The following is a 22,838-nucleotide window of genomic DNA, read 5'->3' as shown; positions in this document are numbered from 1 at the left end:
CACTTCCCGCTGATGCCGCGCATCTACATGGCGATCGCGCAGGAAGACCGCTTTCCCATCGCCGACATCATGCGGCAGACGCCGGACATTCCGCCGGACTGCCAGTGGGCGCTGTTCCTGCGCAACCATGACGAATTGACGCTGGAAATGGTGACCGACGTCGAGCGCGACTATCTGTGGTCGACCTATGCCAACGACCCGCGCGCCCGCATCAATGTCGGCATCCGCCGCCGTCTTGCGCCCCTGATGGACAACGACCGCCGCAAGATCGAACTGATGAATTCGCTGCTGATGTCGTTCCCGGGGACGCCGATCGTCTATTACGGCGACGAGATCGGCATGGGCGACAACATCTATCTCGGCGACCGCAACGGCGTGCGCACGCCGATGCAGTGGACCTCCGACCGCAATGGCGGCTTCTCGCGCGCCGATCCGGCGCGGCTCTACGCGCCGATGATCATGGATCCCGTCTACGGTTACGAAGCCGTGAACGTGGAGGCGCAGTCGCGCAGCCTCGGCTCGCTGCTTTCCGCCACCAAGAAGCTGATCGCGGTGCGCAAGTCCATCGCCGCCTTCGGGCGCGGCACCATGACCTTCGTGCGTCCGGAGAACCGGGCCGTGCTGGCCTATGTCAGGCAGTACCGTGACGAGGTCATCCTTTGCGTCGCCAATCTGTCGCGATCGGCGCAGGCGACCGAGCTCGACCTGTCGGCCTGGAAGGGCCGCATTCCGCTGGAGATGCTCGGCCGTTCGCGCTTTCCCGCGATCGGCGAGCTGCCCTACATGATCACGCTGGGGCCCTACGGCTTCTACTGGTTCGAGCTGCAGCCGCCCGACAAGTCCGAGCCGGTGCGGCCGCGCGCAGTGCCGGAATTCGAGACGCTGGTGGTGCCGGTCGGCTCGACCTGGGTGTCGCTGGCGCGCGAGCGCGGCATGTTCGAGCGCGATGTGCTGCCGGGACATTTGTCGCGGACCCGCTGGTATCCGGAGCGGGCGCCACGCGCGATCCAGCCGAAACTCGTCTCGGCCATTCCCTTCTGCGACATCGGCGACAACAGGCCGTGGGTGGTCTTCTTCGAGGCGAAGCAGCGGGGGCAGACCGCGCGCTACGTGCTGCCGATGCAGATCGAATGGGTGCGCTTCGACCGCGAGCACTACAACCCGCGGGCGCTGGCCGCCGTGCGCCAGGGCGCGCGCGAGGGGACGCTGCTTGATGTCGCGACCGAGCCGATCTTCATCGGCCTCATGCTGCGAAACCTGCGCGAACGCCTCACCGTGGACGAGAGCCAGCAGGACCTCAAACTGGAATTCCGGCCCACCAGCAAGTTCGACGACAGCATGGTGCGCGAGCCGAGCCGCGTGCGCGGCTTCGAAAGCGAGTTCCCGGCCAGTTCCGCGCTGGTCGATCACAGCTTTGCGTTCAAGCTGTTCCGCAAGCTCGAGCCCGGCGTTCATCCGGCCGCCGAGATGGGCCGCTTCCTCACGGACGTAGCGGACTATTCCAACACGCCGGCGCTGCTCGGCACGGCCGAGCTGGTCGAGCCCAACGGCAGCCGCAGCACGCTCGCGACATTACACGTGCAGGTGCAGAACCAAGGCGACGCCTGGACCGTGACATCGGCCTGGCTCGACCGCTTCGTCGAGGAGCACCGGCTCCTCAATGACGGCGACGGCGAAGAGCAGCCGGCGCAGCTGCGGCAGATGACGCAGATCGGACGGCGGCTGGCCGAGCTGCATTTGACGCTGGCAGCCGACACGGTGGAGGCCGGATTTGCGCCCGAGCCGGCAAGGGACAGCGATTGGCAGCGCTGGACGCAGGAGACCATCGACGGAATCGAGCGCGCACTCGACGTGCTGCAGTTATACCGTAGCAGCCTCGCCGAGGCCGATCGTCCGCTGATCGAGCAATTCGCGGCGCAGAGGGCGACGATGCAGGAGGTTCTGCGCCGCCTGCCGCCGCGCGACGCCCCCCTCGCGCTGATCCGTCACCACGGCAATTTCGCACTCCCGCAGGTGCTGATCGTCAAGGACGACGTGTTCATCACCGGTTTCGAGGGCGAAGCGGGCCGCACGCTGGCGGAGCGCCGGCGCAAAATGCCGGCCGGGCGCGACGTCGCCGGCCTGATCCATTCCATCGACGCAGCGGTCGATGCGGCGTTGCAGCGCGCCCTGAAGGTCGCGCCCGACGATCAGGGCCGGCTGGCCTTGCGGCTCGGCGAATGGCGCGACCGTGCGGTCGAAGCCTGCCTGTCGGGCTACCGCGAGGTCATGACCGACGCGCGCCTCTGGCCGGACGATCCCTGGGCCGCGCAGCGGCTGATCGACTTTTTCCTGCTGGAGAGGGCGCTTTACGAGATAGAGCACGAAGCGGCGCATCGGGCGGACCGGCTGCGCTTCCCCCTCGCCGCCATCCTTCGTATGCTGTCGCAGCAACCGCCGACGAGCTGAATGAGCAAACTCTCCGCCGAAGCCTATGCCATCGTCGAGGGACGTCATTCCGATCCCTTCCATTATCTTGGCCTGCACAAGGAAGGCGGCAAGAGCATCGTACGCGCCTTTCTGCCCGAGGCCACGGAGGTCGATGCGGTCGGCGAGCAAGGCAATGCGGCAAAACTGACGCGCATTCACGAGGCCGGGCTGTTCGCAGGCGCCGCCCCCGAGGGTGCTGCGCGCTATCAGCTCCGCGCCCATTTCGGCAACAACGTCGTCGAGCTGGAGGATCCCTACCGCTTTCCGCCGGTGCTCGGCGAGTACGATCTTTATCTGCTCGGCGAAGGCACGCACCAGCGCATCTACGACAAGCTCGGCGCGCATCCGCTGACGCTCGACGGCGTCGAGGGCGTTGCCTTCGTGGTGCTGGCGCCGAACGCGAAGCGCGTCAGCGTGGTCGGCGATTTCAACTACTGGAATCCGCGGCGGCATCCGATGCGGGTGCGCGGCAACGGCTACTGGGAGTTGTTCGTCCCGCGCGCCCGGGCAGGCGATCACTACAAGTTCGACATCATCGGTCCGCGCGGCCAGCATCTGCCGATGAAGTCCGATCCGGTCGCCTTCGCCGGCGAATTGCGGCCGAAGACCGCCTCGATCGTGACGGACCTGACGGCGGTGCCGCGGCCGCGGCCGGCGCCATCGGACATCAACGCCCGCAGCGCGCCGATCTCGATCTACGAAGTGCATCTCGGTTCATGGCGGCGCAAGGACGGCAACCGCTGGCTGACCTATCGCGAGCTCGCCGAGCAGTTGCCCGGCTATGTCAGAGACATGGGCTTCACCCATGTTGAGCTCCTGCCCGTGAGCGAGCATCCGTTCGACGGCTCCTGGGGTTACCAGCCGACCGGGCTGTTCGCGCCGACCAGCCGGTTCGGCTCTCCTGCCGATTTCTCCGCGCTGGTCGAGGCCTGCCACGGCGAAGGGCTCGGCGTAATCCTCGACTGGGTGCCCGGGCATTTCCCCGACGATCCGCATGGGCTCGGCCATTTCGACGGCACCGCGCTCTACGAGCACGCCAATCCCAAGCAGGGGCGGCATCTCGACTGGGGCACGCTGATCTACAATTACGGCCGCACGGAAGTGACTAATTTCCTGATCTCCAACGCGCTGTTCTGGCTGGAGCACTATGGCATCGACGGCCTGCGCGTCGATGCGGTGGCTTCCATGCTCTATCTCGACTACAGCCGCCCCGCCGGCGACTGGGTGCCGAACCGACTCGGCGGGCGGGAAAATCTCGACGCCATCGCCTTCCTGCGCCGCTTCAACACCGAGCTCTATGCGCGCTTTCCCCAGGCGATGACGGCGGCGGAGGAATCCACCGCCTGGCCGCAGGTGTCGCGGCCGGTGGAACATGGCGGGCTCGGCTTCGGCTACAAGTGGAACATGGGCTGGATGCACGACACGCTGAAATATGTCGGCAAGGATCCCGTGCATCGCCAGTACCATCACGGCGACATCCTGTTCGGCCTGCACTACGCCTTCTCGGAGAATTTCATCCTGCCGCTGTCGCATGACGAGGTCGTGCACGGCAAACACTCGATCCTCGGGCGCATGCCCGGCGATGCGTGGCAGCGCTTCGCCAACCTGCGCGCCTATTACGGCTTCATGTTCGGTCATCCCGGCAAGAAGCTGTTGTTCATGGGCTGCGAGTTCGGCCAGGAACGCGAATGGAGCCACGACCATTCGCTGGACTGGAATCTGCCGGACAACAAGAACCATGCCGGCGTGCAGGCGCTGATCGGCGACCTCAACCAGCTCTACCGCACCACGCCCGCGCTGCACGAGCTCGATTGCGAGGCGTCCGGGTTCGAATGGCTGGTCACGGATGACGCCGGCCGCAACGTGTTCGCCTGGCTGCGCAAGGGATTTGCCGAGCGCGCAGCTTGCGTCGTCGTCGTGAATTTTTCTCCCAACGTCTATTACAACTATCGCGTCAGGGTGCCGTTCGGCGGCAAGTGGCGCGAGGCGCTCAACTCGGATTCCGCCCATTATGGCGGCAGCAATGTCGGCAACGCCGGCCTCGTCGAAGCGTTGCAAGGCAATGGCCACGAACTTAATCTCACCATTCCGCCGCTGGCTGCGATCTTCCTCGTACCCGAAAGCTGACTGGATGCGCCTCTCCGCCGGATCGCCGTCCCGCCTTGGTGCTAATTGGGACGGCCGCGGCACCAATTTCGCGCTGTTCTCGGTCCATGCGGAGAAAGTCGAGCTCTGCCTGTTCGATGCGCAGGGGCGGCGCGAGCTCGAGCGCATCGAGCTGCCGGAACGCTCCGAAGACGTCTGGCACGGCTATCTCAACGACGTCTCGCCGGGCCAGCTCTACGGCTACCGCGTGCATGGCCCATATGCGCCGGAACGCGGCCACCGCTTCAATCCGAACAAGCTGTTGCTCGATCCCTATGCGCGGCGGCTGGCCGGCCGACTGGTCTGGAGCGATGCGCATTTCGGCTTTCGCCTCGGCAGCGCGCGCGAGGATCTGTCCTTCGACCGGCGCGACAACGCGCGCGGCATGCTCAAGGCGGTCGTGGTGGACGAGACCCTTGTGGGCCGCCCCCAGGCCCGTCCCAACATTCCCTGGGAAAACACCATCATCTACGAGGCCCACGTCAAGGGTCTGACGCAGTTGCGCGAGGACATTCCGTCGCAGCTGCGCGGCACCTATGCCGGCTTGAGCTCGCCCGCGATGATCGATCATCTGAAGCGGCTCGGCGTCACCACCATCGAGCTGCTGCCGATCCACGCACTGATCGACGACCGCATGCTGGTGGAGAAGAAGCTCGTCAATTACTGGGGCTACAACAGCATCGGCTTCTTCGCACCGGAGGCGCGCTATGCCGGCCAGGACAATGCGCTGGAATCCTTCCGCACCACGGTGGCGCGGCTGCACGACGCCGGCATCGAGGTGATGCTCGACGTGGTCTACAACCACACCGCCGAGGGCAATCATCTCGGGCCGACGCTGTCGTTCCGCGGCATCGACAATGCCTCCTATTACTGGCTGAAGCCGGAGAACCCGCGCTACTACGACGACTTCACGGGTTGCGGCAGCTCCGTGAATCTCACCCATCCGCGCGTATTGCAGATGGTGATGGATTCACTGCGCTACTGGGTCGAGGTCTGCCATGTCGACGGGTTTCGCTTCGACCTCGCCACGACGCTTGCGCGCGGGCCGAACGGCTTCGATCGCCACAGCGGCTTCCTCACCGCGATCCGGCAGGATCCCGTGCTGGCGCAGGTCAAGCTCGTCGCCGAGCCGTGGGACGTCGGCATGGGCGGCTACCAGGTCGGCAGCTTCCCCTCGCAATGGTCGGAGTGGAACGACCGCTATCGCACCGCGCTACGGCGCTACTGGAGCGGCGAAGGCAGCCTGATCGGCGAGGTCTCGAGCCGCATGACCGCCTCCTCCGACCTGTTCCGGCACGGCGGCCGCAGGCCGCGCGCCTCGATCAACCACATCACCGTGCATGACGGGTTCACGCTCGCCGACCTCTTCTCCTACGGCAAGAAGCACAACCTCGCCAACGGCGAGGACAATCGCGACGGCGCCAACGACAACCACAGCACCAATTGCGGTCATGAGGGTCCGAGCAACGATCCGAAGATCATCGCGCTCCGGCGGCAGCTACGGCGCAACCAGCTCGCCTGCCTGTTGCTGGCGCAGGGTCTGCCGCTGCTGCTCGCCGGCGATGAGGTCGGTAACTCGCAAAACGGCAACAACAACGCCTACTGCCAGGACAACGAGATCGGCTGGGTCAACTGGGAAAATCTCGGCCGCGAGGGCGAGGATCTCACCGATTTCATCGGCCACCTCGCCGCCTTGCGCCTTCGCTTTGCGCAGATGCGCAACCCGCGCTGGCTCGACGGACGACGGCCCGACGGCTCCTTTGGCGTGCTGTGGCTGACGCCGGCGGCGGAAGAGATGAAGGAGCAGGACTGGAATTTCCCGGAAGGCCGGTTCCTGTCCTACGTGCTCGCTCCGATCGAGCGCAGCGGCGCGCCGATCTTCATCGTGCTGAACGCCGCACCGGAAGAGATCGCCATCCATCTGCCGAAACTGCCGGAATACTCGCGTTGGCAGCAGGTGCTGAACACCGTCGCGATCAAGCAGATGCCGGCCGATTTCGCCGCCGGCGCTGCGACCAGGGCGCCGCCGCGCACGGTGCTGGCCTTCGCAGGCCTGCGCTAACTATTTCCTGGTGAGCAGCAGCTTGCCGCGATCGCGGATGGCGGCCTGTGCCATTTCGGCAAAGCGCTGCAGCAGGAACGGCAGCGTCACCTCCACCTTGACGTGGTCGTCGGCGACGTCGGCATGACCATGCGCGACCTGGCCCAGCGCACGCACCCGGAAGACCATGCGGCTGTCCTCCCAGCGCTCTTCCTCGACGCTGAGGATCGGCACATGCGATGCCGCGCGCGAAAGACCCGTCTTCAGCCGTCGCATCGCCTCCTCGCGGCCGAGGCTGTGCGGAATGGAAACGATCAGCGGCGCGGACATCGCTCTTCTCCGTCATCTCGGCTCAATGTAGTTCCGCCCGCGCGAAACGAAAGGGCCGGATATGGCGTCGCAGGCCACGGAACGATCGTGATTCCCGTTCGTTTTTTCGTCCAAAGGGCAGAATGGCAACGGCGCCCGCTCGAGGGCTGAGGAGAGATTTATGTCCATTGGCACAATCATACTGATCATACTGATCATCGCCCTGCTCGGCGGATTTTCCGGCATCGGCGGCGGCCCGTTCTACGGCACCGGCTATTACGGCGGCGGCGGGCTCGGGCTGATCATCGTGATCCTGTTGATTCTGTTGTTGCTGGGCAAGATCTGAAAAAGACACGGACCTTGTAGGGTGGGCAAAGGCGCGCTTGCGCCGTGCCCACCTTCAAGAGAGCCGCAAGGAAGGTGGGCACGCTTCCGCCTTCGCTCGTTGAGCTACGGCGGACGTAGTCGCTTTGCCCATCCTACAAATCTACAGCCTCTCCGCCAGCTTCTTCATCGCCGCCTTGATCGAACCGGCCGCATCCTCGTAGCCGTCCCACGCCTTGCTCTTCCCGAGCAGCGCCGGCACGGTGCGGATCGTATAGCGCTTGGGATCGAGATCGCCGCGCACCTGCGTCCAGGTTAGCGGCATCGACACGGTGGCGCCGGAGCGGGCGCGCGGCGACAGCACGCCGACCGCCGTCGACATGCGGTCGTTGCGCAGATAATCGAGGAAGATCTTGCCCTTGCGCTTCTGCTTGGACATGTTGAGCAGGTAGCGCTCGGGATCGTCATTGGCCATCCACTGGCAAACGCCCTGCGCAAAGGCCTTTGCTTCCTTCCAGTCCACCTTGCCCCTTGCGCCCACAAGCAGCGGCGCAACGACATGCAGTCCCTTGCCGCCGGTGGTCTTGCAGAAGCTTTCAAGGCCCAGCGCAGAGAGCCGCCTGTGCATCTCCAGCGCGGCTTCGATCACCTCGGGAAAATCCACATCCGGCGCCGGATCGAGATCGAACACCAGCCGGCCCGGAACGTCGTATTGGTCCGGCGCGCAATTCCAGGGATGCAACTCGACGCCGCCGGATTGCGCCACCGCGGCCAGCCCCTCGACCCGGTCGATCTGGATATAGGGCTTGCGGTCGCCGGCGACCTTGACGAGCTCCAGCTGCTTCGGCGTGCTCGCCATGCCGTGGCGCTGGAAGAACTTCTCGCCATCGATGCCGTCGGGCGCGCGCACCACCGAGCAAGGCCGGCCCTTGAGATAGCCGATCATCCAGTCGCCGACGGCCTCGAAATAATGGGCGAGATCGAGCTTGGTGACCGGCTTGCCGTCGCCGCCGTCCGGCCACAGCGCCTTGTCGGGATTGGAGATGGCAACCCCCATCACCTCGGCACCCTTCTTGGCCGGCGATCGCGCGACAATGGGCGTTGCGACCTGGTGCCTGGTGGGCGTCTCCGCCTCGACCTCGCGTGCCGGCTTGTCCTCGCGCAGGCCCTTGAAGGCGGCCTGGCGGATATTGTTGTCCGCGGTCCAGCCGGCGAACTCGATCTCCGCGACCAGCTTCGGCTTCAGCCAATGCACGTCGCGTGCCTTTTTGGGCGCGTTGGCGCCGCTGAAGGGATTTTCGTCCGACGCGTTCGCCTTCAGGTGCGGCATCAGCCGGCGCACCGTATCGGCGCCAAAGCCGGTGCCGACGAGGCCGATGAAGGCAAGATGCTTGCCGCGGTAGACGCCGGCCATCAGGGAGCGGAATTTGCCGCCCGTGGTCTTCCAGCCGCCGAGCACCACCTCATGCCCGGCGCGCACCTTGGCCTTGGTCCAGCTCTCGCTGCGGCCGGAGTGATAGCGTGCATCGAGCTTCTTGGAGACGATGCCTTCCAGCTCGAGCCGCTTTGCCGATTCCAGCACGGCTTCGCCGTCCTCCTCGAAATGCTCGACATAGCGGATCAGCTTCGCCTTGCCCTTGCGCGCCTCGAGCAGACGTTTCAGGCGCACCTTGCGCTCACGCAACGGCAACGGGCGCAGGTCTTCGCCATCGGCAACCAACAGGTCGAACGCGAAATAGACGAGATTGGCCGTCTTGCGGTCGGCAATGGCCGCCTGTAGCGCGGAAAAGTCCGGCAGGCCCTTGCGGTCGATGGCGACGATCTCGCCGTCGATCAGCGCATCGGGCAGGCCGCGCCCCTCCTCCGCAATTTCGGGAAACTTGTCCGCCCAGTCCAGTCCCTTGCGCGTGTTCAGCGCAACCTCGCCGTCCTCGACGCGAAGCTGCACGCGATAGCCGTCGAACTTGATCTCGTGACACCAGGCATCGCCACGCGGCGGCTTCTCCACCGAAGCGCAGAGCTGCGGGGGCACGAAGTCCGGCATGGCGGAGACCTTCCTCGCCGCAGCCACCTTCGCCTTGGCCGGCGCAGCGGCCTTGGTCTTCGCGCGCGCCTCCGCCGCCGAACCACGGTTGGAATCCCAGGTCGCATCGGCCTTGGTCTTGCCGTTGGCCAGCATGAACGGCTTTGGCGCTCGGCCCTTGCCGGCGGCGATCTGGTCCATCGAGCGGCCGGAAGCGACCGAACGGTCCTCCTCCACGATGTCTTCGCCGCCGTCGCGCGCATATTCGTCGCGGTGCTTGATCAGCAGCCAGTTGGTGCGCTTGCCGCCGTAGCGGTCGCCCTTCATCCGCACCAGCACCCAGCTGCCATGCAGCTTGCCGCCGTGCAAAGTGAACTTCAGATCCCCCTTCTTGAACCCGCGATCCAGATCCTCGGATTCCCAGTAGCCACGGTCCCACAGCATCACGGTGCCGCCGCCATACTGACCTTCCGGAATGGTGCCTTCGAAATCGCCATAGTCGAGCGGGTGGTCCTCGACCTCCACCGCCAGACGCTTGTCGTGCGGATCGAGCGATGGCCCCTTGGTCACCGCCCATGACTTGAACACGCCGTCGAATTCCAGGCGCAGGTCGTAATGCAGCCGCGTCGCGTCATGCTTCTGGATCACGAACCGCCGCTGCCTGGAGGGCGCGACCCGGACGTCGCCCGAGGGCTCCGAGGTGATCTCGAAGTCGCGCTTCTTCCGATAGGTGGTCAGGCTCTTGTGCACAACGCAATCCTTGCAGGCGCAGCGACGGCAGGCCCCACGGAACGAAAACGGCTGGCATCCGTTCAGGTTCCTGAACCCTAAAGCCCGTCCCGGAGATTGCAATGGCTCCCCGCGCCTACTGGAAAGGCTCCCTGAAGCCGTCGCTGGTGACGTGGTCGAGGGCGATACTGAAGGGCGGCAGGCGCGGCAGCGGCACCAAGCGCCGCAGCCATTCGACCGCGCGCCGCAGCACCGCGCATTGCCGTCCCGCGCGAAAGTCGCACCGCTCGGCGGCGAGGCAGCGGCGGGCCAGTTAGTGCCGTCTTGGCCGGGCTTGTCCCGGCCATCCACGTCCTTGGCGCAATGAGAAAGAAAGTCGTGGATGCCCGGGTCAAGCCTGGTCAAGCCCGGGCATGACGAGCGAATTCGGCGCGAGGTTCTCGTCTTGCATTGACCCTCATCCAAAGGCATTTTGCCTCCCGGAGAAATGCCGCCCCTTCACAAGGGTGCGGCCGGGGAGGACGAAAATGGCTTTGACGATGTCGCATGTCGCAGGACCGGCCACGCCTGCGGTGCGGGAAATGACCTTCGGCGACCTCCTGCGCAAGGCGGCGGAATCCGCACCCGACCGCGCCGCCCTGATCGCGGGTGTGCCGGATCCGGCGCAGCGGCGCACATGGACCTACGCCGAGCTGTACCGCGAGGCACAGCGCACCGCCCGCGCGCTGCTGACCCGCTTTAAGCAAGGCGAGCGCATCGCGGTGTGGGCGCAGAACATCCCGGAATGGATCATGCTGGAGTTCGGCGCCGGCATGGCGGGCATGGTGCTGGTCACCGTGAACCCGGGCTTCCGCGCCAACGAGGTGCAGTACGTGCTGAAGCAGTCGCGCTCGGCCGGCGTCTTCGTGGTCAACGGCTTTCGCGGCAATCCGATGCTGGAGACGGTACAGGCGGTGCAGCCGAACTGCCCCGAGCTGCGAGAGATCGTCTGCTTCGACGATTGGGACAAGTTCATCGCGGCGGGCGACGATGCGAGCATCGCGCTGCCCGCCGTCAGGCCCGACGATCCCGTGATGATCCAGTACACCTCGGGCACCACCGGCTTTCCCAAGGGCGCCCTGCTCCGTCACCGCGGGCTCCTCAACAACGGCGCCGACACCGCCGACCGCATGGGCGTCGGCTCCGGCGACGTCTTCATCACGGCCATGCCGCTGTTCCACACCGGCGGCTGCGTCTGCTGCGTGATGGGCGCGGTTTCCAAGGCGGCGACGCAGGTGCTGGTCGAGGCCTTCGACCCCGCCATCGTGCTTGAAATGTTCAATACATACCGCGGCAATGCGATGCTCGGCGTACCGACCATGCTGATTGCGATGCTGGAGCATCCGAACTTCGCGGCCACGGACCTGTCCGGGGTCAAGGCGATCTGCTCCGGCGGCTCCACCGTGCCGGCGGCGCTGGTGCGGCGGCTGGAGGAAAAGCTCGGCGCCCCCTTCACCATCGTGTTCGGCCAGACCGAGTGCTCGCCGGTGGCGGCGCAGACCCGCACCGACGACAGCGTCGAGGACAAGGCCGGCACCATCGGGCTGCCGCTGCCCAACATGGAGACCAAGATCATCGATCCCGCCACCGGCGAGACGGTGCCGATCGGCACCATCGGCGAGTTCTGCACCCGCGGCTATCACGTCATGCTCGGCTATTTCGACATGCCGGAGGCGACGGCCGCTGCCATCGACAAGGACGGCTGGCTGCACACCGGCGATCTCTGCGCCATGGACGAGCGCGGCTTCTGCACGGTGGAAGGCCGGCTGAAGGACATGATCATCCGCGGCGGCGAGAACATCTATCCGCGCGAGCTGGAGGAGTTGCTGTTCAAGCATCCCAAGGTCGGCGAGGTCGCGGTGATCGGCGTACCGCACGAGAAATGGGGCGAAGAGGTCGCAGCCTTCATCCGGCCGGTGCCGGGCGCCGCGATCGAGAAGGAGGAGCTGATCGACTACATGCGCGCTTCGCTCTCCCCGCACAAGACGCCGAAGCACTGGTTCGTGGTCGACGCGTTTCCGCTCACCGGCTCCGGCAAGATCCAGAAGTTCAGGCTGCGCGAAGCCTGGACCAAGGGCGAGATGACGGCGCTGTAGGATCGCATCATCGCCGCCCCTTGGCGGCGCGACTGGCGCCAGCTGGCGACGCCCTCATCCCTTGAACGTCGGCTGGCGCGGATGGATGCAGTCCTTGAAATCCGCAAAGCCCTTCCACGCGGGCTCCTCGGGCTCCGCTCCGGCGCGGGGCATGTAGATCGACGGCTCGATCGATTGCATCGTCGGAATATAGCGCGGACAATTCGGAAAGATCGCGCGCGCGGTGACGCGAACGATGAGCTGGGCGCCGACGGTCCCGGCCAATAGCGGATCGCGGTCGCTTACGCTGGCGCTGCCATTGACGCGCAGGCGCTTCGGCTTGCCGTGCATGGCGATGAAGAGAAGGCCGACGCCGCCGTTGACGGCGATGTTGCCGAGACTCTTGAACATGCCGTTGCCGTCATAATCCGGGAACGCGATCTCCGACGGTCCGGTGACGCGCACGAAGCCGGGCGGGCCGCCCTTGAACGAGCAATCCGGCCGTCCGCGATCGTCGGCCGTCGCCAGGAAGAAATACGGCAGAGCCTCGATGAAGGCCTTGTCGTCGGCCGTGAATTCCCGGCGCGTGAGCTTTTCCTCCAGCCGATCCGAGATGCGGCGGCTGTCGAAGCGATCCTGCAGCTGTCGATTGCCTTCGTGAAACATCTCGGACATGGCGATGCTTCCTCCGCTTCCAGGCCGCCGGGCCGGTGTGAACGCGACTGGAGCATAGCATGATTCACCCCCGACCGGCGCCTGAAGTGCGGCACCAGGCGGAACGTCGCGGTCAATCGGCCGCGCGCAGGCGATAGCCGATGCCGGTCTCGGTCAGCACGAATTGCGGACGTTCCGGATCGGCCTCGATCTTCTGCCGCAGCTGGCGGACGTAGACGCGCAGATATTGCGCGTCGGTGAGCTCGTCCCAGAGCTCCTTCAGCAGGAAGCGATGGGTCAGCACCTTGCCGGCGTGCTGCACCAGCACGCGCAGGAGATCGTACTCTTTCGGGGACAGCTTCACCTCGCGCTCGCCGACCTTGACGAGGCGCCGCACCAGATCGACCGAGAGATCGCCGCTGCGGAATATCGGCCGCTCGCCCTGCGCCTGCAACTGGTGGCGCAGCGCTGCGCGCATGCGCGCCAGCAACTCGTCCATGCCGAACGGCTTGGTCAGGTAATCGTCGGCGCCGAGATCGAGCGCCTGCACCTTGCCGGCCTCGTCGCCGCGGCTCGACAGCACCACGATCGGAACGCTGTCGTCGCGGGCGCGGATCATGCGCAGGAGATCGTGGCCCCCGACGTCGGGCAATCCGAGATCGAGGATGATCAGCGCCGGGCCTTCGGCGAGCCGCTCCAGCGCCAGCTTGCCGCTCGAGGCCTCCATGATCTCGTAGCCCTGCGTGCTCAAACCCATCCGCAGCAGCTTGCGGATCGGCGGCTCGTCGTCGATCACGAGGACCTTGATGGCGGCAGCGTTCATGCGGCGGTTTCCAGTCGGCCTGCACCTTCGGGCAGCGGCAGGCGGATGGTGAGCACGGCGCCCGGGCGGTCGGTGCGGTTGGCCGCCGAGATGCTGCCGCGCATGGCCTCGACAAAGCCGCGGGAGATTGCGAGGCCAAGGCCCGTGCCGGGGCGGACGTGGTCGCCCTTCTCGACGCGGTAGAACTTGTCGAACACGCTGTCGAGCTCGGCCGGCGGAATGCCGCTTCCCTCGTCCAGGACCTGCAGCAGGACCGCATCCTCGTCCCGCGCCGCCTTGATCGAGACCGTGGTGTCGGCCGGGGCGTATTTCGCCGCGTTGTCGAGCAGGTTGAAGATCACCTGCTCGAACAGCACGGCATCGAGCTCCAGCATCGGCAGGTCGGCGGCGAGCTCGAGCCGCACCTTGTGATGGACGAGGATCTTGCCGGCGCGGCGCAGGGCGCTGCCGACGATCTCGCCGAGGTCGTGGCGCGCCGTGTTCGGGACGATCGCACCGGATTCGAGCTTGGTCATGTCAAGCAGGTTGGCGATGAAGCGGTTGAGCCGTTCGGACTCGTCGATCACGGTGGCAAGCAGCTCGCGCTTCTGCGCATCGTCGAGGCCGTCGCCGAGGTCGCGCAGCGTGGAGGCCGAGCCGAGCACCGAGGCGAGCGGGGTCTTCAGATCGTGCGAGATCGAGGTCAGCAGCGCGCCGCGCAGCCGGTCGGATTCCACCGTGCGCTTGACGCGGTCCATGTCCTCGACCAGCAGCACGCGCTCGATGGCGAGCGCGCCCTGATCGACCAGCGCATCGAGCAGCCGGCGCTGGTCCGGCGTGAACAGCGGTCCCGTCTTGTCGCTATCGATGCCGATCGCGCCGATCAGCCCGCGCCCGGTGCGCATCGGCAGAAAGAGACGCTTTGAGCCCGGCAGCGTATCGGCGCCGCGGCCCGCCGGGCGATCGTTGGCCCAGGCCCAATTCGCTGCGGCAAGGTCGGCCTGATCGAGCTGGTCCTCGGGCGGGTAACCGGCCATCACGGTGAGCACGCCGTCCTGCGACAGCAGCAGCACAACCCTCACCCTCAGCATCAGCGCAATCTGATAGGCCGTCGCCCACAGGACGTCGTCGAGCGTTGCGGTGCCCGCAAGCTTGCGGCTGAAGGCGTAGAGCGACTCGGTGGTGCGCACGCGCCCGATCGCCGTGTCCGCCTGCGAGCGCACACGGGCCGCGACGTTGGCGACCAGAATCGCAACCACCATGAACAGGAAGAACGCCGCGATATTGGTGGGCTCGGCGATGGTGAAGGTGTAAACCGGCGGCATAAAGAAGAAATTGTAGCACAGCGAAGCCGCGACGGTGGCGAGCAGGGACGGCCACAGGCCGTAGCGGACGGCGACCCCGACCACTGCGGTGAGCAGCACGAGGTCGACATTCTCGATGCCGAACCAGGGCTGAATCAGCACAGCGATGCCGAGCCCGACCGCCACGATCACCAGCGACATCAGATAGGGCTTCGGGTCGAACGGGTCGGCCCGTGCCGCGGTCTGCACCGCGGTCCTTTCCAATGGCTGCTCCTCGCCGGCAATGACGTGCACGCTGATATTGCCGGCGCGCCGCACCAGATCGTGCACGACCGAACCGTGCGCCAGCTCGAACCAGCGCGAGCGGGTCGATTTTCCGACGACGATCTGCGTCACGTTGTTGGCATGGGCGAATCCGATCAGGTCGTCGGCGATGCGCCGTCCGACGCCGGGGATGGTGATGGCCTCACCGCCGAGGGCTTCCGCAAGCCGCATCGTCTCGGCGAGACGATCGCGCTGCTCGTCGGTGAGCTGCAGGGTGCGCCGCGTCTCGATGGCGATTGCGGTCCACGATCCATGCAGCCGGTCGGCAAGTCTCTTGGTGTAGCGCACGAGGCCGGCGGCGCGCGGGTCTTCGCTGACGCAGACCAGGATGCGCTCGCCTGCGGCCCACGGGCCGGGAATCGCATTGGCCTGCATGTGGGTGAGCAGTTGCTCGTCGACCCGCTCGGCGGTGCGCCGCAGCGCCAGCTCGCGCAGCGCGGTGAGATTGCCGGGCGAGAAATAATGCTCCAGCGCGCGCTCGGCCTGCTTCGGGACGTAGACCTTGCCCTCCTTGAGACGCTGGATCAGGTCGTCGGGCGTGAGGTCGATCAGCTCGATGGCGTCGGCGCGGTCGAACACCGAATCCGGCACCGTCTCGCGCACCCGCACATGGGTGATCTGCGCGACGACGTCGTTGAGGCTCTCGATATGCTGGATGTTGACGGCGGTATAGACGTCGATGCCGTGCGACAGCAGCTCCTCGACGTCGAGATAGCGCTTGGGATGACGCGAGCCCGGCGCGTTGGTGTGGGCTAGCTCGTCGACGATGGCAATCTGCGGCCGGCGCGCGATCAGCGCGTCGATGTCCATCTCCTCGAGAACCTGTTCCTTGTAGTCGATCCGCCTGCGCGGCAGCACCTCCAGCCCCCCGAGCAGCCCCTCGGTTTCGGCGCGGCCGTGGGTCTCGACCACCCCCACCACCACGTCGGCGCCCGCCTTGAGCTTGGCATGCGCGCTCGAGAGCATCTCAAAGGTCTTGCCGACGCCGGGGGCGGCGCCGACGAATATCTTGAGGCGGCCGCAGCCGCCTTCCTCGCGCCGGGCCGCCTCCAGCAGGGCCTCCGGCGACGGACGTTGCGGGGAATCGCGATGCTGCTGGACCATTACCGCACTATATTCCCCTGCTCCGCCTCAGCCTAGCGATCGCTCATTTCGAAGCCGCACGATCCAGCGCCAGATTGAGCGTCAGCACGTTGACGCGCGGCTCGCCGAGCAGGCCTGCGAAGCGCCCCTGGACGCTCATGGCGATCATCTGGCGGATGTTATCCTCCGACATGTTGCGCGCCCTGGCGATACGGGGCACCTGGAACAACGCGGCCTCCGGCGAGATGTCGGGATCGAGGCCGCTGGCCGAGGCGGTGACGAGGTCTACCGGCACCGGCGCATTGGGGTTCTCGGCCTTCAGCGTCTCGACGTCTTGCTTGATCCGGTCGGCCAGCGCCTTGCTGGTCGGGCCGAGATTGGAGCCGCCGGAGTTCGCGGCGTTGTAAGGCATGGACACGGTCTTGTTGGAATCGGCCGGATCGGGTCCAACCGTCGCCGACGGCCGGCCGTGGAAATACCTGGCCTCCGTGAACGGCTGGCCGATCAGCGCGGAGCCGATCACCTTGCCGTCCTTCTCGATCAGGCTGCCTTGCGCCCGCTTCGGAAAGATGACGCCGGCGATGCCGGTCATGGCGAGCGGGTAGGCCAGGCCCGTGATCAGCGTGAGCATGACCAGGACGAGAATGGCGGGGCGAATTTCTCTGAGCATGTGAGTCTCCTGTAGTAGCCGTCATTGCGAGCGAAGCGAAGCAATCCATCGTGCAACCGGCAAAGCATGGATTGCTTCGGTCGCTTCGCTCCTCGCAATGACGCGTCAGGCCAGGTTCAAGGCGACGACGAGCATGTCGATGGCCTTGATGCCGATAAAGGGAATGACGATGCCGCCGAGACCGTAGACCAGCAGGTTACGGCGCAGCAGCGCACCGGCGCCGACGGCGCGGTAGGCCACGCCCTTCAGCGCCAGCGGAATCAGCGCGACGATGATCAGCGCGTTGAAGATGATCGCCGACAGGATGGCGCTCTGCGGGCTGGCGAGGTGCATGACGTTGAGCACCTCGAGCTGCGGATAGAAGGCGAGGAACATCGCCGGGATGATCGCGAAGTATTTCGCCAGGTCGTTGGCGATCGAGAACGTCGTCAGCGCGCCGCGCGTCATCAACAGCTGCTTGCCGATCTCGACCACCTCGATCAGCTTGGTCGGATTGGAATCGAGGTCCACCATGTTGCCGGCCTCTCGCGCCGCCTGCGTGCCGGTGTTCATGGCGACGCCGACGTCGGCTTGCGCCAGCGCGGGCGCGTCGTTGGTGCCGTCGCCGCACATCGCCACCAGCTTGCCCTTGGCCTGCTCGTCGCGGATCAGCTTCAGCTTGTCCTCGGGCGTCGCCTGCGCCAGGAAGTCGTCGACGCCCGCCTCCGCCGCGATGGCGGCCGCGGTCATCGGGTTGTCGCCGGTGATCATGATGGTGCGGATGCCCATGCGGCGCAGCTCGGCAAAGCGCTCGCGGATGCCGCCCTTGACGATGTCCTTGAGCTGGATGACGCCGAGCAGCCTGCCGTCTTTCGCAACCGCAAGCGGCGTGCCGCCGGCCTTGGCGATCTCGTCCGAAATCGCATGCAGCTCGCGGGCCGCTTCGGAAACCGGCTGCATGGCGCGGGCGACATTGCCGCTGGCAACCGGCTGCGACACGCCGCCGACGAAGGCGAGAATCGCGTCGACCGCGCCCTTGCGGACCGAAGTGGAGCCGGCATCGATGCCGCTCATCCGGGTCTGCGCCGTGAACGGCACGAAGGTGGCGGCGAGCTCCTTCATGTCGCGGCCTCGGATGCCGTATTTCTCCTTGGCCAGCACGACGACGGAGCGGCCTTCCGGGGTCTCGTCGGCGAGCGAGGCGAGCTGCGCCGCATCGGCCAGCTCCTGCTCGCTCACGCCGCGGATCGGACGGAAGGCGGTCGCCTGCCGATTGCCGAGGGTGATGGTGCCGGTCTTGTCCAGCAGCAGCGTGTCGACGTCGCCGGAAGCCTCGACAGCGCGGCCGGACATCGCCAGCACGTTGAAGCGCACCAGGCGGTCCATGCCGGCGATGCCGATCGCCGAGAGCAGCGCGCCGATCGTGGTCGGGATCAGCGTGACGAACAACGCCACCAGGATCACGACCGGAATCGAGCCGCCGGCATAGGCCGCATAGCTCGGGATGGTCACCGTCGCGAACACGAAGATGATGGTGAGGCCCGCGAGCAGGATGTTGAGCGCGATCTCGTTGGGCGTCTTCTGCCGCTCGGCGCCCTCGACCAGCCTGATCATGCGGTCGATGAAGGTGGAGCCTTGCGCCGCGGTGATGCGCACCTTGATCCAGTCGGACAGCACCTGGGTTCCGCCGGTGACGGCCGAGCGGTCGCCGCCGGATTCGCGGATCACGGGTGCGGATTCGCCTGTTATCGCGGCTTCGTTGACGGAAGCGACGCCCTCGATCACCTCACCGTCCGAGGGGATGTTGTCGCCGGCCTCGACCAGCACGATGTCGCCGACCTTCAGGCTGGTGCCGGCGACGAGGCGAAAGTTGCGGCCTGCGGCCTCCAGCAACTTGGCCTGGCTCTCGGTGCGGGTCTTCTTCAGCGATTCCGCCTGCGCCTTGCCACGGCCTTCGGCGACGGCTTCGGCGAAGTTGGCGAACAGCACCGTGAACCAGAGCCAGAGGACGATCTGGAAGGTGAAGCCGAGGCCGGCGCCGCCGGTGACGATATCGCGCGCGAAGAGCGCCGTGGTGAGCGCGGCGACGACCTCGACAACGAACATCACGGGGCTCTTGATCATCAGCCGCGGATCGAGCTTGACGAAGGCCGCGCGGACCGCGGGCGCCACGATCTTCGGATCCAGCATCGCGGCAACCGGCATCCGCTTGTTCGTTTTATGTACGGGTTCCATGGATGTCGCTCCAAGCATTCGATCAGAAGACGGTGTTGGCGTTCATGGCGAGGTGCTCGACGACCGGGCCGAGCGCCAGCGCCGGGAAGAAGGTGAGGCCTCCGAGGATCAGGATGACGCCGACGACGAGGCCGACGAACAGGCCGCCGGTGGTGGGCAAGGTGCCGGCCGAGGCGGGAACGGATTTCTTCTCGGCAAGCGAGCCGGCGATCGCCATCGCCGGCACGATCATCAGGAAGCGGCCGACGAACATCGCAATGGCGCCGGTGACGTTGTAGAAGAAGATGTTGCCGGTGAGGCCCGCGAAGGCCGAGCCGTTGTTGGCGGTCTGCGAGCTGTAGGCATAGAGCACCTCGGAGAAGCCGTGCGGGCCGACATTGGCCGTCGAGGCGACTGCGGTCGGATAGACCACGGCGATGGCGGTGAAGCCGAGGATCATCAGCGGCAGGATCAGGATGGCGAGCATCGCCATCTTGACCTCGCGCGCCTCGATCTTCTTGCCGACATATTCCGGGGTGCGGCCGACCATCAGGCCGGCGACGAAGATCGCCAGCACCACGAACAGCAGCATGCCGTACATGCCGGCGCCGACGCCGCCGACGATGATCTCGCCGAGCTGCATGTTGATCAGCGGGATCATGCCGCCGAGCGCGGTAAAGCTGTCATGCATGGAATTCACCGCGCCGCAGGAGGCAGCCGTGGTGATGACCGCGAACAGCGCGGACGCGACGATGCCGAAGCGGACTTCCTTGCCCTCCATGTTGCCGCCGGTCAGCCCAAGGCCGCTCAGGATCGAGGTGCCGCCCGCTTCCGCCCAGTAGGCGACGGCGACGCCGGCGACGAACAGCACGCCCATCACGGCGAGGATGGCCCAGCCCTGACGCTCGTTGCCGACCATGCGGCCGAACACGTTGGTCAGCGCCGCACCGAGCGTGAAGATCGAGAGCATCTGCACGAAGTTGGACAGCGCGGTCGGGTTCTCGAAGGGATGCGAGGCGTTGGCATTGAAGAAGCCGCCGCCGTTGGTGCCGAGCATCTTGATGGCGACCTGCGAGGCGACCGGGCCGACCGCAATGTCCTGCCTGGCGCCTTCCAGCGTCGTCGCCTCGACATAGGGGCCGAGCGTCTGCGGCATGCCCTGCCAGACCAGGAACAGCGTGTAGACGATGCAGATCGGCAGCAGCACATAGAGCGTACAGCGCGTCACATCGACCCAGAAATTTCCGACGGTGCGCATCGAGGAGCGCGCAAAGCCGCGGATCAGCGCCACCGCCAGCACGATGCCGGTCGCAGCCGACAGGAAGTTCTGGTGGGTCAGGCCCACCATCTGCGTCAGATAGGACAGCGTGCTCTCGCCGCCGTAGTTCTGCCAGTTGGTGTTAGTGATGAAGGAGATCGCGGTGTTGAACGACAGATCCGCGGCAACCGCGCCCTGCCCGGCCGGATTGAACGGCAGGAACGCCTGCAGCCGCATCAGCCCGTAGATGATGAGGAAGCCGCCGACGTGGAACAGCAGCATGGCGACCGCATAGGTCAGCCAGTGCTGCTCGCGCCTCTCGTCAACGCCACCGATCCGGTAGATCGCGCCTTCGACCGGCCGCAGCACCGCCGACAGGAAGGTGGATTCGCCGTTGAAGACGCGCGTCATGTACCAGCCGAGCGGCCTGGCCAGCGCGGCGACGATGACGCAGTAGAGGACGATCTGGACCCAGCCGATGGCGGTCATGACATCAAACCTTTCGAAGCTTCTTCGAATGAAGGAGGACGGCCAACAGCCCGAGCAGCGCCACGCTCAGCAGCGCACGCGCCAGCAGGAGCTGTCCTGACATCACCACGCCTCAGAAGCGCTCGGGGCGCAGCAGGGCGTAAGTGAGGTAGAAAAGCAGGCCGAGCGAGACGAGGCCGGCGAGCGAGTAATCGAAGATCATGCCGCCCTCCCCTAGAGCCGTTCGCAGACGTAGGCGTAGCCGATGCCGGCGGCGAACAGGCCGGCGGCGATGGCAAGCATGAGAATGTCGAGCATGGGATGTTCCAGTGCGCCGCAATGCGGGCCGCGATGCACGGTCCGCTTCATACGCGGGCTGAAGTGCCATCCGGCGCATAGGTTTTCGAGAGGACGGGAATAGGCACGTTATAGGAATCCCATAAGTGCCCCGATCTCGATATTCCCTGCCGTCATTTGACGGTTGCGCGACGTCGGGCTGCAGGCCGCGGCCCGAAACGCGGATCTCGTCCGCGTTCCTATGCTTCTCCTATGCCGTGCCTTGCCGGCTCCTCTGGCTTTCCTACGGCTTCGTCGGCACATGTCGTACTTCAACCATTGAGCGCGGGAGTCGTAGCGATGGCCAATCTCGAATCCAGGCTGCAACCTGACGTCACCGAAGCCGACACCGACCCGTTGGCTTCGGTGTGGATGCGCTATCTTGCTTCGGTCGCAATGACCGCCGCCGCGACGATCGTCGCCATCGCCGTCGACAGCAAGGTGAACATTCCCAATCTCTCCCTCGTATTCGTCATTCCGGTCATCGTCGCCGGACTCGGCCTTGGCCTTGGTCCCTCACTGTGCGCGGCAGTACTCGGCGCCCTGGCCTTCAATTTCTTTCTCACCGAACCGCGCTACACGCTGGTTATCGACGACCCCTCGAACATCTGGGCCATGGCGTTGCTGTTCGTGGTCGGCCTCGTCGTGAGTGCCGTCGCGTTTGCGTCCCACCGGCGAGCGATCGAGGCGTCCCAGCTCAGAAGGCAGGCGGCTATCCTGCAAGGCTACAGCCGGGACGTCGTGGCGGCCGGCAATGTCGATGCGATCGCCTCGATCGCGTCTCAAGCGCTTGCCTCGCTGTTCCGGGTTCCCGCCGTCGCGATGCTGGCCGTCGAAGGAAGGATCGTTTCGATCGAGCGGGCCGGCGACGCAGAACTCCAGGAGGCCGATCTGGAAGCAGCACGGTCGTGCGTGGCGACGGGAACCGTCCTGCGCGGCGGCGTCTATCCACACCCGGCCTCCCGGTTCGATTTCTGGCCGGTCCGGACGGCGGAAGGTCAGAGCGCCGTCATTGGACTTGCGTTCGATCCGGAGGAGCGCCCCTCGACGCCGGATACTCCGGTCACGGTGGTAGCGAGCATCCTGGCGCTGGCGCTCGATCGTCGACGAGGGGCCGCGAATTGAACCGGCCGCCGGCAGCGCGGCAAACTGCTGTCGTCCCGTCGACGGCTTCGCATTTTCGGATTATCTGTAACAATTCGTTACTTCCATTTTTCGGAAAATGTTGCCATAACCCGCCCAGCCCGTGCCACCGTGAGGGACGTTTCGCGATCGTCACGAAATGTGGTGCGGGTTGCGATGGGCCGCTTGCTGCGTCAGGTGCTTGCACCGGGCGAAACGCTAGCTGCGGACGGCGAAGTCGTGTGGTCCTGGCGCCGCGACCCTGGCGCTACGTCGGTGGGATTCGCTTCCGCCGGCTACGGGGGCAAGAAAGGCCGCTCCCCGGGGAGATCACGTATAAGCCTTAAAACCATTGCGCGGGGAAGGTCGGGATGTCCTGGCTGTACCTGTCAAATCCGTGTGCGTTTTCTTACTACCGTTGCACACGGTGCTGCGGGCGCAGCCGGCGCCCGGCCTTCTCCGCGCCCTCT

At 65.9% G+C, this 22,838-nt stretch carries 17 protein-coding genes; 7 read left to right on the top strand and 10 right to left on the bottom strand.

What is annotated here, in order from left to right:
- From ACT4OC_RS24155 to glgX, 3 genes are all read left to right on the top strand, one after another.
- Window positions 1-2,448: putative maltokinase (locus ACT4OC_RS24155; protein WP_444841557.1), on the top strand; the 2,448-nt coding region annotated here is incomplete at its 5' end.
- Window positions 2,449-4,596 carry a 1,4-alpha-glucan branching protein GlgB gene (gene glgB / locus ACT4OC_RS24150; protein ID WP_444841556.1) on the top strand — a complete coding sequence of 716 codons (2,148 nt, stop codon included), beginning with the start codon at window positions 2,449-2,451 and terminating at the stop codon, window positions 4,594-4,596.
- 4 nt (window positions 4,597-4,600) lie between these two features.
- Window positions 4,601-6,676, top strand: a complete 2,076-nt coding sequence (glgX, locus tag ACT4OC_RS24145; protein ID WP_444841555.1) for a glycogen debranching protein GlgX — start codon at window positions 4,601-4,603, stop codon at window positions 6,674-6,676.
- Here the strand turns inward: glgX and ACT4OC_RS24140 are convergent, their stop codons facing one another.
- Window positions 6,677-6,985: a polyhydroxyalkanoic acid system family protein gene (locus ACT4OC_RS24140; RefSeq protein WP_444841554.1), complete on the bottom strand. Its 309-nt coding sequence runs from the start codon at window positions 6,983-6,985 to the stop codon at window positions 6,677-6,679. It lies immediately after the preceding gene.
- Window positions 6,986-7,145: 160 nt separating this feature from the next.
- On the opposite strand from ACT4OC_RS24140, the gene ACT4OC_RS24135 reads away from it, so the two are divergent.
- On the top strand, window positions 7,146-7,310 hold the full coding sequence (locus tag ACT4OC_RS24135) for a DUF3309 family protein (protein WP_428131675.1): 165 nt from the start codon (window positions 7,146-7,148) through the stop codon (window positions 7,308-7,310).
- Window positions 7,311-7,451: 141 nt separating this feature from the next.
- Here the strand turns inward: ACT4OC_RS24135 and ligD are convergent, their stop codons facing one another.
- Window positions 7,452-10,061 (bottom strand): DNA ligase D, encoded by a 2,610-nt coding sequence (ligD, locus tag ACT4OC_RS24130; protein WP_444841553.1) that lies wholly within the window; start codon window positions 10,059-10,061, stop codon window positions 7,452-7,454.
- Window positions 10,062-10,162: 101 nt separating this feature from the next.
- Here ligD and ACT4OC_RS24125 point away from each other — a divergent pair, with 101 nt between their 5' ends.
- Window positions 10,163-10,357 carry a hypothetical protein gene (locus ACT4OC_RS24125; RefSeq protein ID WP_444841552.1) on the top strand — a complete coding sequence of 65 codons (195 nt, stop codon included), beginning with the start codon at window positions 10,163-10,165 and terminating at the stop codon, window positions 10,355-10,357.
- 210 nt (window positions 10,358-10,567) lie between these two features.
- Window positions 10,568-12,175, top strand: a complete 1,608-nt coding sequence (locus ACT4OC_RS24120; protein ID WP_444841551.1) for an AMP-binding protein — start codon at window positions 10,568-10,570, stop codon at window positions 12,173-12,175.
- A gap of 54 nt (window positions 12,176-12,229) precedes the next feature.
- On the opposite strand, the gene ACT4OC_RS24115 is transcribed toward ACT4OC_RS24120, so the two are convergent.
- The 8 genes from ACT4OC_RS24115 to ACT4OC_RS24080 form a co-directional block, all read right to left on the bottom strand.
- A complete protein-coding gene (locus tag ACT4OC_RS24115; RefSeq protein ID WP_444841550.1) occupies window positions 12,230-12,829 on the bottom strand; it encodes a pyridoxamine 5'-phosphate oxidase family protein in 600 nt (199 codons plus the stop codon).
- 112 nt (window positions 12,830-12,941) lie between these two features.
- A complete protein-coding gene (locus tag ACT4OC_RS24110) occupies window positions 12,942-13,631 on the bottom strand; it encodes a response regulator (RefSeq protein WP_444841549.1) in 690 nt (229 codons plus the stop codon).
- A complete protein-coding gene (locus ACT4OC_RS24105; protein WP_444841548.1) occupies window positions 13,628-16,342 on the bottom strand; it encodes a DUF4118 domain-containing protein in 2,715 nt (904 codons plus the stop codon). The genes ACT4OC_RS24110 and ACT4OC_RS24105 overlap by 4 nt, the downstream gene beginning before the upstream one ends.
- Before the next feature lie 43 nt (window positions 16,343-16,385).
- Complete coding sequence (locus ACT4OC_RS24100) at window positions 16,386-16,991, bottom strand: K(+)-transporting ATPase subunit C (RefSeq protein WP_444841547.1); 606 nt, start codon at window positions 16,989-16,991, stop codon at window positions 16,386-16,388.
- Between the two features lie 105 nt (window positions 16,992-17,096).
- On the bottom strand, window positions 17,097-19,205 hold the full coding sequence (kdpB, locus tag ACT4OC_RS24095; protein WP_444841546.1) for a potassium-transporting ATPase subunit KdpB: 2,109 nt from the start codon (window positions 19,203-19,205) through the stop codon (window positions 17,097-17,099).
- A 22-nt stretch (window positions 19,206-19,227) separates the two neighbouring features.
- A complete protein-coding gene (gene kdpA, locus ACT4OC_RS24090; protein WP_444841545.1) occupies window positions 19,228-20,931 on the bottom strand; it encodes a potassium-transporting ATPase subunit KdpA in 1,704 nt (567 codons plus the stop codon).
- 112 nt (window positions 20,932-21,043) lie between these two features.
- Window positions 21,044-21,133, bottom strand: coding sequence for a K(+)-transporting ATPase subunit F (locus tag ACT4OC_RS24085; RefSeq protein ID WP_016846764.1), 90 nt, complete (start codon window positions 21,131-21,133; stop codon window positions 21,044-21,046).
- A gap of 11 nt (window positions 21,134-21,144) precedes the next feature.
- Window positions 21,145-21,279: a hypothetical protein gene (locus tag ACT4OC_RS24080; RefSeq protein WP_444841544.1), complete on the bottom strand. Its 135-nt coding sequence runs from the start codon at window positions 21,277-21,279 to the stop codon at window positions 21,145-21,147.
- Between the two features lie 267 nt (window positions 21,280-21,546).
- On the opposite strand from ACT4OC_RS24080, the gene ACT4OC_RS24075 reads away from it, so the two are divergent.
- Entirely contained in the window at window positions 21,547-22,371 is an 825-nt protein-coding gene (locus ACT4OC_RS24075; protein WP_444841543.1) for a DUF4118 domain-containing protein, read from the top strand.
- Window positions 22,372-22,838: the final 467 nt, after the last annotated feature.

The organism is Bradyrhizobium sp., from assembly GCF_052389815.1.
Taxonomy (GTDB): domain Bacteria; phylum Pseudomonadota; class Alphaproteobacteria; order Rhizobiales; family Xanthobacteraceae; genus Bradyrhizobium.
This window is presented reverse-complemented; position numbering and strand designations above follow the sequence as displayed.

Excerpts from the sequence above, each read along its gene's own strand:
- glgB (WP_444841556.1), top strand. The coding sequence starts at position 2,449 with ATGAGCAAACTCTCCGCCGAAGCCTATGCCATCGTCGAGGGACGTCAT.
- glgX (WP_444841555.1), top strand. The coding sequence starts at position 4,601 with ATGCGCCTCTCCGCCGGATCGCCGTCCCGCCTTGGTGCTAATTGGGAC.
- ACT4OC_RS24140 (WP_444841554.1), bottom strand. The coding sequence starts at position 6,985 with ATGTCCGCGCCGCTGATCGTTTCCATTCCGCACAGCCTCGGCCGCGAG.
- ACT4OC_RS24135 (WP_428131675.1), top strand. The coding sequence starts at position 7,146 with ATGTCCATTGGCACAATCATACTGATCATACTGATCATCGCCCTGCTC.
- ACT4OC_RS24125 (WP_444841552.1), top strand. The coding sequence starts at position 10,163 with ATGGCTCCCCGCGCCTACTGGAAAGGCTCCCTGAAGCCGTCGCTGGTG.
- ACT4OC_RS24120 (WP_444841551.1), top strand. The coding sequence starts at position 10,568 with ATGGCTTTGACGATGTCGCATGTCGCAGGACCGGCCACGCCTGCGGTG.
- ACT4OC_RS24115 (WP_444841550.1), bottom strand. The coding sequence starts at position 12,829 with ATGTCCGAGATGTTTCACGAAGGCAATCGACAGCTGCAGGATCGCTTC.
- ACT4OC_RS24110 (WP_444841549.1), bottom strand. The coding sequence starts at position 13,631 with ATGAACGCTGCCGCCATCAAGGTCCTCGTGATCGACGACGAGCCGCCG.
- ACT4OC_RS24105 (WP_444841548.1), bottom strand. The coding sequence starts at position 16,342 with ATGGTCCAGCAGCATCGCGATTCCCCGCAACGTCCGTCGCCGGAGGCC.
- ACT4OC_RS24100 (WP_444841547.1), bottom strand. The coding sequence starts at position 16,991 with ATGCTCAGAGAAATTCGCCCCGCCATTCTCGTCCTGGTCATGCTCACG.
- kdpB (WP_444841546.1), bottom strand. The coding sequence starts at position 19,205 with ATGGAACCCGTACATAAAACGAACAAGCGGATGCCGGTTGCCGCGATG.
- kdpA (WP_444841545.1), bottom strand. The coding sequence starts at position 20,931 with ATGACCGCCATCGGCTGGGTCCAGATCGTCCTCTACTGCGTCATCGTC.
- ACT4OC_RS24085 (WP_016846764.1), bottom strand. The coding sequence starts at position 21,133 with ATGATCTTCGATTACTCGCTCGCCGGCCTCGTCTCGCTCGGCCTGCTT.
- ACT4OC_RS24080 (WP_444841544.1), bottom strand. The coding sequence starts at position 21,279 with ATGAAGCGGACCGTGCATCGCGGCCCGCATTGCGGCGCACTGGAACAT.
- ACT4OC_RS24075 (WP_444841543.1), top strand. The coding sequence starts at position 21,547 with ATGGCCAATCTCGAATCCAGGCTGCAACCTGACGTCACCGAAGCCGAC.